The 11,221-nt window shown below is 70.9% G+C and carries 11 protein-coding genes; 8 read left to right on the plus strand and 3 right to left on the minus strand.

What is annotated here, in order from left to right; all coding sequences use genetic code 11:
- The 4 genes from ACFWW9_RS01920 to ACFWW9_RS01935 all read left to right on the plus strand — a co-directional run.
- Positions 1-806: aldehyde dehydrogenase family protein (locus ACFWW9_RS01920; RefSeq protein WP_390370501.1), on the plus strand; the 806-nt coding region annotated here is incomplete at its 5' end.
- Positions 799-2,829 carry an acetate--CoA ligase family protein gene (locus tag ACFWW9_RS01925; RefSeq protein WP_390370502.1) on the plus strand — a complete coding sequence of 677 codons (2,031 nt, stop codon included), beginning with the start codon at positions 799-801 and terminating at the stop codon, positions 2,827-2,829. The genes ACFWW9_RS01920 and ACFWW9_RS01925, both read left to right, overlap by 8 nt.
- Positions 2,826-3,980, plus strand: a complete 1,155-nt coding sequence (locus tag ACFWW9_RS01930; protein ID WP_390370503.1) for an acyl-CoA dehydrogenase family protein — start codon at positions 2,826-2,828, stop codon at positions 3,978-3,980. The genes ACFWW9_RS01925 and ACFWW9_RS01930 overlap by 4 nt, the downstream gene beginning before the upstream one ends.
- Positions 3,981-4,005: 25 nt before the next feature.
- A complete protein-coding gene (locus tag ACFWW9_RS01935) occupies positions 4,006-5,001 on the plus strand; it encodes an NAD(P)H-dependent flavin oxidoreductase (protein WP_390370504.1) in 996 nt (331 codons plus the stop codon).
- On the opposite strand, the gene ACFWW9_RS01940 is transcribed toward ACFWW9_RS01935, so the two are convergent.
- Together ACFWW9_RS01940 and ACFWW9_RS01945 are read right to left on the minus strand one after the other, a co-directional pair.
- Entirely contained in the window at positions 4,952-6,229 is a 1,278-nt protein-coding gene (locus ACFWW9_RS01940) for an MFS transporter (RefSeq protein WP_390370505.1), read from the minus strand. The two genes, ACFWW9_RS01935 and ACFWW9_RS01940, sit on opposite strands and share 50 nt — an antisense overlap.
- A gap of 106 nt (positions 6,230-6,335) precedes the next feature.
- Positions 6,336-6,977 (minus strand): VC0807 family protein, encoded by a 642-nt coding sequence (locus ACFWW9_RS01945; protein ID WP_390370506.1) that lies wholly within the window; start codon positions 6,975-6,977, stop codon positions 6,336-6,338.
- A 219-nt stretch (positions 6,978-7,196) separates the two neighbouring features.
- Between ACFWW9_RS01945 and ACFWW9_RS01950 the strand changes: the two genes are divergently transcribed.
- Both ACFWW9_RS01950 and ACFWW9_RS01955 read left to right on the plus strand, forming a co-directional pair.
- Positions 7,197-8,345: a sensor histidine kinase gene (locus ACFWW9_RS01950; protein ID WP_390370507.1), complete on the plus strand. Its 1,149-nt coding sequence runs from the start codon at positions 7,197-7,199 to the stop codon at positions 8,343-8,345.
- Complete coding sequence (locus ACFWW9_RS01955; RefSeq protein ID WP_390370508.1) at positions 8,342-8,983, plus strand: response regulator; 642 nt, start codon at positions 8,342-8,344, stop codon at positions 8,981-8,983. The genes ACFWW9_RS01950 and ACFWW9_RS01955 overlap by 4 nt, the downstream gene beginning before the upstream one ends.
- Positions 8,984-9,016: 33 nt before the next feature.
- Here the strand turns inward: ACFWW9_RS01955 and ACFWW9_RS01960 are convergent, their stop codons facing one another.
- Positions 9,017-9,613: a TetR/AcrR family transcriptional regulator gene (locus ACFWW9_RS01960; RefSeq protein WP_390370509.1), complete on the minus strand. Its 597-nt coding sequence runs from the start codon at positions 9,611-9,613 to the stop codon at positions 9,017-9,019.
- Positions 9,614-9,730: 117 nt separating this feature from the next.
- Between ACFWW9_RS01960 and ACFWW9_RS01965 the strand changes: the two genes are divergently transcribed.
- Both ACFWW9_RS01965 and ACFWW9_RS01970 read left to right on the plus strand, forming a co-directional pair.
- On the plus strand, positions 9,731-10,465 hold the full coding sequence (locus ACFWW9_RS01965) for an SDR family NAD(P)-dependent oxidoreductase (RefSeq protein WP_390370510.1): 735 nt from the start codon (positions 9,731-9,733) through the stop codon (positions 10,463-10,465).
- A 45-nt stretch (positions 10,466-10,510) separates the two neighbouring features.
- Positions 10,511-11,128, plus strand: a complete 618-nt coding sequence (locus ACFWW9_RS01970; protein ID WP_390370511.1) for an NADPH-dependent F420 reductase — start codon at positions 10,511-10,513, stop codon at positions 11,126-11,128.
- Positions 11,129-11,221: the final 93 nt, after the last annotated feature.

An 11,221-nucleotide genomic window follows, 5' to 3' on the forward strand; every position in this document is an offset into this window, starting at 1 on the left:
TCTACCTGAACGTGTACGCCACCCACGAGCAGGTGGCGACGATCATCGCCGACCCGCGGGTCCAGGGCGTGTCGCTGACGGGGTCGGAGCGCGCGGGCTCGATCGTCGCCGCCGAGGCCGGTCGCCACCTGAAGAAGTGCGTCCTCGAACTCGGCGGTTCCGACCCGTTCATCGTGCTCGACTCGGCGGACGTGCCCGCGGTGGCCGACCTGGTGTGGAGGACCCGGCTCCACAACAACGGGCAGTCCTGCAACTCCAACAAGCGGCTGATCGTGGCGGACGAGGTCCACGACGAGTTCGTGGCCGCACTCGTGGCCAAGGCGAACGCCGTCGACGCCGCCGCGCACCCGCCGTTGGCGTCACGCGCGGCGGCGGAAACCCTTGCCGCGCAAGTGGACGATGCCGTAGCGCGAGGCGCGCGGCTGCTCGCGGGCGGCGTGCTCACGTCGGCCCGCTACTCCCCCGCGGTCCTGGTGGACGTCCCCGAGGACTACCACGAGGAACTCTTCGGGCCGGTCGCCGTCGTGTACCGCGTGCGGGACGACGACCATGCGGTCGCCTTGGCCAACGCCACGCCGTACGGGCTCGGCAGCGCGGTCTTCAGCACCGACCTCGACCGGGCCCGCCGCGTCGCCGAACGCCTGGACGTCGGCATGACGACCGTCAACACCACCGCCGGGGACGGGCCTGACCTGCCCTTCGGCGGCGTCAAGCGGTCCGGCTTCGGGCGGGAGCTCGGCGCGGCCGGGCTCGGCGAGTTCGCGAACCGGCGCCTGCTCTGCACGGCGGAGGACGCCCGTGTCTGAGCCCGTGCCCCTGCCCCGCGCCTTCGTCGACCCGTCGTCCGTCGCCGTCGTCGGGGCCACGGAGGACCGCGCCAAATGGGGCTACTGGTTGGCCTCCGGCGCGCTCGCGGCGAGCTACCGACGTCGGGTGTGGTTGGTCAACCACCGAGCCCCGCGGGTTCTCGGACAATCGTGCTACGCCAGCGTGAACGACCTTCCGCAGGCCCCCGAACTCGTGGTGCTGAGCGTGCCGAGCAGGCACGTCCTGGCGGTCGTCGGCGACGCGCTCGCGAAGGGGTGCCGGGCGTTCCTCGGCATCACGGCGGGCCTCGGCGCGGACGAGGCCGCCGTGGCCGCGCTCCTGGCACGGGCGGGCGCGCGGATGATCGGGCCCAACAGCCTCGGCCTGTTCGTCGGCGCCACGGACCTCCGGCTCGCCTGGGGGAGCTTCACCGCGGGCACGCTCGCGATCGTGTCGCAGAGCGGCCAGGTCGGTTCCGAGATCGCCGACCTCGGCGCGCGCGCCGGGCTCGGGGTGTCCCGCTTCTACTCCGTCGGCAACCAGCTCGACGTGACCGCGGCCGACGTCCTGGAATCCCTCGCCGACGACGAGCGCACCACCACGGTGGCGCTCTACCTGGAGAGCTTCGCGGACGGACCGCGGATCGTCGCGGCGCTGCGGGCCCTCCGCCGCGCGGGCAAGCACGCGCTGGTGCTCGCCACCGGCGCGAGCGACGGCAGCCGCCGCCTCGCGCGCTCCCACACCGGGTCGATGACGTCCGCGCTGGCCGTCGTCGACGCGGCGTGCCGGGCCGCGGGCGCGCTGCGAGTCGCGACACCGCGTGACCTCGTCGACCTGGCGAGCGTCCTCCAGGCAGCCGACCTGCCGCATGGACCCGCTGTCGCCGTCATCAGCGACAGCGGCGGCCAAGGCGGGATCGCCGCCGACGTCGCCGCGGACCAGGGGCTCCGCCTCCCCGTGTTCAGCGCCGGGGTGCAGGCCGGGCTCCGGGCCGTGCTCCCGCCGGAGGCGGCCGTGGCCAACCCCGTCGACCTCTCCGGTGGCGGGGAAGCGGACCTGACCACGTACGCGAAGGTCGTGGAGCTGCTGGCCGCGTCCGGCGAAGTCGACTCGATCGTGCTGTCGGGGTACTTCGGCCGTTACGGCGAGCACTCCCCCGGTCTCGTGGACGCCGAACTCGCCGTCGTCGACCGGCTTCCCTCCGACACGCCCCTGATCGTGCACAGCATGAGCACGGACTCGGCCGCCGTCGCCCGCTTGAGGGAGCGCGGCATCCCGACGTTCGACACCATTGACGCGGCCCTCGGCGCGTTGGGCCGCGCGGTCCGGCTCGGCGAGCACCCCGGCCGTGACCTCACCACCGCTTCGGACGTCACAGCCCCAGCGCCGGGCTACTGGGCAGCACGGGAGTTCGTGCGGGCGCTGGGCATCCCGGTGGCACGTGCCTGCCGGGTCACCGACGTCGCCACCGTCACCCGTGCGTGCGAGTCGCTGCGACCGCCCCTGGTGCTCAAGGCGGGGTGGATCGAGCACAAGCGCGAGGCCGACGCCGTCAAGACCGGGCTGACGCCGGACACGGCCGTGGCGGCGCTCGAGGAGATGTGCGCGCGGCTCGGTCCCGGCGACTACGTCCTGGAGGAACAGGACACGCGGCGGGACGTCGTCGAAATGCTGATCGGCGCCCGGTGGGACCGGGACTTCGGGCTGACCGTGGCGGTCGGCCACGGCGGAACCGAGGCCGAGCTGTGGCAGGACGTCGTCGTCGAACTGGCGCCGGTCGACCGCGCCACGGCCGCCGGGATGCTGGACCGCCTGCGGTCGCGCCGGTTGCTCGACGGCTGGCGGGGGTCGAAGGCGGTCGACGTCGACGCGCTGGTCGACGCGATCGTCGTGCTGTCCCAGGCGACCGCGGGCGAGGTCGAGGTGAACCCGATCCGGGTCGGGCCGGACGGCGTGATCGCCGTCGACGCCCTGGTCCTCGCGGCGCAAGAGGATTCCGAAACCACGAAGGAGACAGCGTGAGCACGTCCATCGAGCCATGGCCGTTGACCGACGAGCAGCGGGCGATCGTCGCGCTGTGCCGGGACTTCGCGACGAACGAGATCAGGCCGCGGGGCCGTGAGGTCGACGAGCGCGACGTCGAGTCCCCGCTCGACCTCTTCCAGGCCGCCGCCAAGGTCGGCATCACCGACTTCATGCTGCCCGAGGAGTACGGCGGCGGCGGGTTCACCGACGTGGTGACGCAGTGCCTGGTCCAGGAGCAGCTCTGCTGGGGCGACCCCGGAATCGGGAACTTCCTGTGCTCCAACGGGTTCTTCGCCGACCCGCTGCTCGAACTGGGCACCGCCGAGCAGAAGGAGCGGTGGCTGCGGCCCCTCACCGGGCCGGAACCCCGTTACACGGCACTGGCCACGACCGAACCGGGGTCCGGCTCCGACGCCGCGTCGATCACCACGACCGCCACCAGGGTCGACGGCGGCTACTCGATCACCGGCCAGAAGGCGTGGATCTCCAACGCCGGCCTGGCCGACCAGTACGTGGTCTTCGCCAAGACCGACCCCGCCCAGCGGTCCTCGGGCGTCACCGCTTTCCTGCTGCGCAAGGGCGCGGAGGGCATGAGCTTCGGCGAACCCATGCGCAAGATGGGACAGCGGGCGATCGTCTGCCGCGAGGTGTTCTTCGACGACGTGTACGTCCCCGCCGAGGACCGGCTCGGCGCGGAGGGCCAGGGGTTCCACGGCCTGATGAAGACCTTCGACGTGTCGCGGATCGTGTTGGCCGCCGCCGCGACCGGCTTGGCGCGCGCGGCCTACGAGTACGCGCTGGCCTACGCCCGCGACCGCACCCAGTTCGGCAAGCCGATCATCGAGCACCAGGCCGTCGCCTTCCGGCTCGCCGACATGGCCACGCGCATCGAGTCCGCGTGGCTGCTCACCCTGCACGCCGCGCGGCGGATGGACGCGGGCGTGGACACCTCCAAGCTCGCGGCCATGGCCAAGCTCCAGGCCTCGGAGACCGCGATGGCCGTCACCTGGGGAGCCGTGCAGACCCTCGGCGGCTGGGGCTACTCCCGCGAGTACCCGGTCGAGCAGTGGATGCGCGACGCCAAGCTGGAGGAGATCGAGGAGGGCACCTCGGACATCATGCGCCTGGTCATCTCGCGCCGACTCTGACGACCGCCCTTCCTCCAGGAGTGACATGGCTTTCCGGAACGAGTTCACCGAGATGTTCGGCGTCGAGCACCCTGTCGTCTGCGGCGGGATGCTCGCGGTGGGGACTGCGGACCTGATCTCGGCCGTCGCCAACGCGGGCGCGCTGGGCTTCCTCAGCGCGTTGACCCACCCGACCCCCGAGGCGCTGGTGAAGGAGATCGCGCGGTGCCGCGACGCGACCGACAAGCCCTTCGGGGTGAACCTCACCATCCTCCCCACCGTCGTGCCGGTCCCGTACGACGAGTACCGGGACGCCATCATCGACTCCGGCGTGACGATCGTGGAAACAGCGGGCAGCAACCCGGCACCGCACCTGCCCGCGTTCCGCGCGGCCGGGGTGAAGGTCGTGCACAAGGCCGTCTCCGTCCGGCACGCCCTCAAGGCCGAGGCGCTCGGCGTCGACGCGGTCAGCGTCGACGGCTTCGAATGCGCCGGACACCCCGGCGACGACGACGTGCCCGGCCTGGTCCTGATCCCCGTTGCCGCGCGAGCACTCCGCGTTCCGATCATCGCCTCGGGCGGCTTCGCCACCGGATCCGGCCTCGTAGCGGCCCTCGCACTCGGCGCCAGCGCGATCAACATGGGCACGCGCTTCGAAGCGACCCACGAGGCCCCCGTCCACCCCAACGTGAAAGCCCGGATCGTCGCGAACACCGAACGGGACACCCAACTGGTCTTCCGCGAGTTCGGCAACACGGCCAGGGTGGCCAGGAACTCGGTCTCCCAAGCCATCGCCCACATCGGAGCCCGACCAGGCGCGACCTTCGCGGACGTGGCCGACCTCGCCTCAGGCCACCGCGCCCGGCAGGCGGTGTTGCACGACGGGGACGTCGAAGGCGGAATGTGGTGGGCGGGCCAGGCCCAAGGACTGATCGACTCGGTGGAGAGCTGCGAGACCGTCATCCACACGATCGTGACCGACGCCGAACACATCATCCGCGACCGTCTGTCCCGGCAACTCTCCGGGCCGGGCGGTTCGTAGCGCTCGCCAGGGCGCGGTTGTTCAGCACGGGACGGAAGACCAATGCGACCAGGATCAGGAAAACACCAGCGACGACGTACGAGACCCGAACATCGAAAACGGTGGCGAGAACCCCACCGAGCGCCGCACCGACCGGCCCGCCCGCCATCACCACCAGCCTGCTCGACGAAAGCACCCTCCCCAGGGTCTCCTCCGGCACGATCCGCTGACGCACCGTGCTCACCACGACTTTCTCCGCGGTCATCAACGCACCGGTCACCACCATCATCGCGGCCGCGACCCACGCATTGGCCACCAGTCCCAGAACCAGAACGGCCGCGCCCACACCGGCTTTGCCGGTGAGCACCACCGTGCCAGGGCCGAAACGCCTGCCCGCGGCCGCGGCGGCCAGTCCCCCGATCGTCGCACCGACCGCGGTGGCCGTCAGCAGCAACCCGAAGCCGAAGTCCGGAAGTGCGAGAACCTCCTTGGCCAGCAGCGCGAGCATCGCGAACTGAGCCGTGGCGGCTACGTTGCCGAGGCAGGAAACCACGGCCAGCGCCCGAAGGGTCCGGTTCCGGAACAAGAACCGAACGCCCTCGACGATGTCGCTCCGCATGCTCTCGCGGTGACGTTCGGGCTTCTCCTCCGGCTTGGCGTCCGTCCTGATCGAGAGGATCACCAGGCCGCTGACGGCGAACGAGAGAGCGTTGCCCGCGAACGGCAGGAAGTTCCCCACGCCGAACAGGGCGGAGCCGATCGGAGGTCCGACGAAGTCCTCGCCGTTGCTCTCGGCGGCGGCGATCCGCCCGTTCGCCGTCGCCAGCTTCCGCGGATCCCGTGACACGAAGTCGGGAATGGCCGACTGGGCGGCGAGGTCGAAGAAGACCTGACCGACACCCAGCAGGAACGCCGCGAGCACCAGCGACACGAGGTCCACCCGCGCGGTCACGATCAGCACCGCGAGAACGACCAGGACGGCGAACCGACCCAGGTCCGCCCACACCATCACCCGTCGCCGGTCCCACCGGTCCACCACGACACCGGCGTGCAGCGAGAGCAGCACCCACGGAATCTCGGCGGCCACCACGACGAGGCTCAGCGCCATCGGACCGCTGGTGCTCTGCAGCGCCAACAAGGGCAACGCGGCGGAGTGCATGCCGGTACCGACGGACGACACGAGCGTGGCCCCGAGAAGTCTGCGGAAGCGACTGCCCAGTCCGGTCACCGGGAAAACCGAAGCGGTCACCATCACGTCGTCGAAGGCTATCCGGTGTTCCGCCGGGCCAGGCAGGAGCATGTTCGCCCGGCACGGCGGCGGGTCGGCGAGAGCACCCGCATAGTTTTCCCGGCTTTCATCGAGCGACGGCCGAGGACTTCTTGGCCGTGATGACCGTCCACAGGAGCAGTCCGGCGTACACGGCGACCATGAGCGCCTGCGAGAAGTTGGCCGCCACACCGATCGGCAGCAGGTAGATGGCCGCGACGCGCAGTCCGGCCTCGGCCAGCAGGGTGAATCCCCAGACCAGGGAGACGCGGACCCAGCGGGCGCGCATGGCCCCCGTTCCGGCGCCCGCCTGGAACTCCTCGTGCCGCGCCGATCCGGCGGACCGGGCGAAGCGCTGGGCCGCGTAGAAGGCGATCGGGCGTTTGACCAGGCAGCTGACGACCAGGACCAGGCCCGCGGTGGCGGACATCGCCGAGTCCTTGGCGAGGATGAACCGGGCGTCGCCGGTGAGGAAGGTCAGCGCGAACCCCGCACCGAACATCGCGAGCAGGAACAGCGCGAACGGGTCCAGCCGCCGTTGCCGCACGGCCACCCACAGCACCCGCAGCCCGGCGACGACGGTCCCGACGAGCAGGGCCACGTACGTGCTGGCCCCCAACAGCTCGGCGACGAAGTAGGCGAGCACCGACAGCCCTACGTCGAAGAACAGCATGCCGACCAGCGCGCGTGCGGCCGGGCCTGTGGTGGTGGCTTGATCGGATGAGGTCAACGGGAACTCCCCGGGTTGTTTGCGGTGGGATCGCGTTTCCCTTGTCACGAAAGGGATTCCGTGGGAAGACGCGTCTCGTTTTGATCGTCGCCGACGTTACGGACCCGGCCGTTCCTCGTCGTGGGGCAAGCGCCGTAGCTTCGGGTGGAGAGAGTTCTCCACCCTGGCTACGGCGCCTGGCGCAGGACAGCGACTCCGGTCGGCCGTACCGTGGCTGAGGTGACCACGTTCGAGACGACCACGGTGGAAGGCCGGTTCCGGGAGGGGCTGCTCCTGCCGTTCCTCGTCCTCGTCGCGATCGCCGTCACGGCCTTCCGGTGGCCCGGCGGCGTCGTGTTCCCGACGGTCGCGCTGCCCCTGTTCGTCCTGGTCTCGATCACCGCGGTCGGGGTCCTGGTGCCGTCGCGGTGGTGGACCGGACGTCGCCGCCTGGTCGCGATGACCGCGTACATGCTGCTCAGCGCGTTGCTGCTCCCGTTCGCGCATGAGACGGCCGCGATGCTGTTGCCCTACCTCGCGGCCGCCACCGCCGGTGGGCAGCTCGTCTCGCGCAAAGCCGCCGCCGGGGTGGCCGCGACCGGTGCCCTGGTCGCGGCGGGCGCGACCCTGCTCGTCGGGCACCTGGCGCCCGCCACCCAGCAGTGGCAGTGGTGGGTGGCGTTGGCCGTGGGCCTGCCGGTCTACAGCGGCATCGCCAACCGGAACCGGCTCGACGCCCTGCGCAACGCGCAACGCGCCGCCGCGGAGGCCCTGCGGGCGGGCGAGTCCGAAGCCCGCGAGGCGGCCCTGCTGGAGCGCGGCCGCATCGCCCGCGAGATCCACGACGTCCTCGGCCACTCGCTGTCCGGGATCGCGCTGCAACTGGACATGGCCGACGCCCTTCGCAGCAACGGCAACGACGAGGAGGCGACCGCCGCCGTCCGCCGCGCCCGTGCTTTGGCGGTCGACAGCATCGGCGAGACCCGCCGGGCCGTGCACGCCCTGCGCGAGGGCACCCTGCCTCTGCCGGAAACGTTGAGCAGGCTCGCCGAGCACAACGCGGCGGACCTCACGATCGACGGCGACCCCGCCCCGGTCGGAGCCGAGGCGGCCCACACGGTGGTCCGCGTGGCGCAGGAAGCCCTGACCAACACGGCCAAGCACGCTCCGGGCGCGACCCGCACCCTGCGCCTGGCCTTCACTGACAACCGCGTCGCCCTGACCGTGCACAACGGCCCCGCCACCGGGGCACGCCACGGCGAACTGGCGGGCGGCACCGGCGTGGGCCTGGTCGGGATGCGCGAACGCGCCGCCCTGCTCGGCGGCACCCTGAAAGCCGAGCCCGCCCGTGACGGCGGCTGGACCGTGGAACTGGAGCTACCCCGATGATCACCCTCGTGGTCGCCGACGACCAAGCGACCGTCCGCGAGGCACTGGCGGTGATGCTCGACCTAGCCCCGGACGTCAGCGTGGTGGCCACCGCGACCAACGGCGCGGAAGCCGTCGAGGCCGCGGCACGACACCACCCGGACGTGCTCCTGATGGACCTCAACATGCCCATCATGGGCGGCGTCGAGGCAACCAGCCGCATCCACGCCCAGGAATCGACCACAACGGTCCTCGTCCTGACGACATTCGACGACGACACCTCGATCCTGGCCGCACTCCAGGCAGGCGCCAGCGGCTACCTGACCAAGGAGGCGGACCGCGAAACGATCCTGCAAGCCGTCCGCGCCGCCGCCCACGGACAGACCGTGCTCTCCCCCGAGGTCCAGCGCAGACTGCTCGCACTTGCTTCACGCCCGACGCCACAACCGGACTCGACGACCTTCGGCCTGACCGCTCGCGAACGGGAGATCCTGGGCCTGATCGGCGATGGCATGCGAAACCCGGAAATCGCCTCCCACTTGGTGATCAGCGAGGCCACGGTGAAAACCCACATCAACAACCTGTTCGCCAAGGCAGGCTTCCACTCCCGCGCCGACGCCGTCCGCTACGCACTCCGCCGCGGACCTGGTTCGGCGTGATCTGCTCGCGTTTCACGAAGGAGCAGGCGCTTGTCAGCTGTCGGGGCGCTCGACAGCGTTTGCACCCGCCGGAAGGGCGTTGTCGACGAGGACGGTCGCGATTGCGGCCGCGGTGGTGAACGCTTCGGTGTCGAGGACTCGGCTGCGGGCGGAGGCGCCGTCCAGGAGCAGTGCGAGTTGTTCGCCGAGTTGTTCGGGGGCGGTGGCGCCTGCCTCGCGGGCGGTGGCGGTGAAGCGGGCGGCGAAGCTCAGCTTGTAGTCGCGGGCCAGTACGCGTGCCGGGTGGCCGGGGTCGGGGAGTTCGACGGCGGCCGCGATGAACGGGCACAGGGGTGAGTGCACGTCGAACGCGGCGAGGAGTCGTTCGCGCGGGGTGAGGTCGGTGCGGTCGAACACCTCGGGCAGGACCTCGGGGTCGAATCGGCGCAGGCCTTCGGCGATCAGCTCGTCCTTGCCGGAGAAGTGCTGGTAGAGCGTCCGCTTGGACACCTCGGCCACGGCGCACACCTGGTCCATGCCGGTGCTGTTGATGCCCTGGTCGCGGAACAGCTGTTGTGACGCGCTGACGATGCGCTCGCGCGCTCCCCTGCCGCGGCGCAGTCCTCGCGGCCCCTTCTCCAGCTCCGTCACACCCGCAGCGTACGCCCTTGGGTACGACTTGGTGTACATAGCTTGCGCCTCCTGCGGCCATTGGCCTACGTTAAGTGCACAGATCGGTGTACATAACATCAAGTGGACGGAGAAGTCGTGGGAAAGCTCGATGGCAAGGTCGCGGTGATCACGGGCGGGACGAGCGGGATGGCGCTGGCCGGTGCGAGGTTGTTCGTCGAGGAAGGAGCCCACGTCTTCATCTCGGGCCGCCGGAAGGACGCGCTGGACGAGGCGGTCGGGCTGATCGGCCGGAACGTCACCGGCGTGCAGGGCGACGCGGCCGACCTCGACGACCTGGACCGCCTGTTCGAGGCGGTCCGGCAGGAGAAGGGCTCGGTCGACGTGCTGTGGGCGAGCGCCGGGACGGGCGGGCAGGGCAGGCTCGGCGAGATCACCGAGGAGCAGTTCGACACCGCCTTCTCGCTGAACGCGCGCGGCACGCTGTTCACGGTCCAGAAGGCGTTGCCCCTGCTCAACGACGGGGCCTCGATCATCATGACCGGCTCGAACGCGTCGCTGCGGGGCTACCCCGACTGGAGCGTGTACGCGGCGAGCAAGGCCGTGCTCCCCGCCTTCGCACGGGTGTGGGTGTCCGAGTTGAGGGACCGGAGGATCCGGGTGAACGTGCTGACCCCCGGCCAGGTCGCCACGCCCGTCCTGGAGCAGGTGATGGACGAGCGGCAGAAGGCGCAGTTCGAGTCCGTGATCCCGCGCCGGGAGATGGGCCGCCCCGAGGAGATCGCGTCGGTCGCGCTGTTCCTCGCCTCGGAGGACTCCAGCTACGTCAACGGCATGGAACTCGTCGCCGACGGCGGCACCACGGTGATCTGACCCCCGTCGGCCAATTCATCCACGCACACCAAAGGAACCCACGTCATGACCACCATCAGCATCATCGGCTCCGGCAACATGGCCGCCACCATCGGCATGAAGGCCGCGAAGCACGGCCACACCGTCGAGTTCACGAGCCGCGACACCGCCAAGGCCCAGGCGCTCGCCGACCGGATCGGCGACGGGGCCACCGTCGCCACGTTCGGCACGCGGCCAGCGGGTGACATCGTCATCGTCGCCGTCCTGCACGCCGGCGCGGTCGACGTGGTCGCGCACTTCGGCGACGCGCTGGCGGGCAAGATCGTCGTCGACATCACCAACCCGTTCAACGCCGACGCGAGCGGGCTCGTGACCACCGCGGGCAACTCGGTGACCCAGCAGATCGCCGCCATCGCCCCCGAGGGCGCGCACGTCGTGAAGGCGTTCAACTCGATCTTCCGCGGCGTCCTCGAAGAGGACAAGCCCGTGGACGCGTTCTTCGCGGGCGACAGCACCGAGGCGAAGGCCCGTGTCGCGGAGTTCCTGGAGAGCCTGGGCCTGCGGCCCCGCGACGCCGGAGGCCTCGACATGGCCCACGCCCTCGAATGGGCGGGCCTCCTCCTGGTGGGCGTGGCGCGCACCGGCGCGGGCTTCGACATCGGCCTGCGCGTCGAGCCCTCCTGACGGCTGGTGTCGGGGTGGGGGTCGTTTTGTACACAACCCAAACCCAACCCCCCCAAACCCCCGCAATGGTGTCCCGGGGGCAGTCGAAAGAAT

Origin of the sequence: Umezawaea sp. NPDC059074 (assembly GCF_042738955.1) — a bacterium.
Classification (GTDB): domain Bacteria; phylum Actinomycetota; class Actinomycetes; order Mycobacteriales; family Pseudonocardiaceae; genus Umezawaea.

Excerpts from the sequence above, each read along its gene's own strand:
- ACFWW9_RS01970 (WP_390370511.1), top strand. The coding sequence starts at position 10,511 with ATGACCACCATCAGCATCATCGGCTCCGGCAACATGGCCGCCACCATC.
- ACFWW9_RS01955 (WP_390370508.1), top strand. The coding sequence starts at position 8,342 with ATGATCACCCTCGTGGTCGCCGACGACCAAGCGACCGTCCGCGAGGCA.
- ACFWW9_RS01935 (WP_390370504.1), top strand. The coding sequence starts at position 4,006 with ATGGCTTTCCGGAACGAGTTCACCGAGATGTTCGGCGTCGAGCACCCT.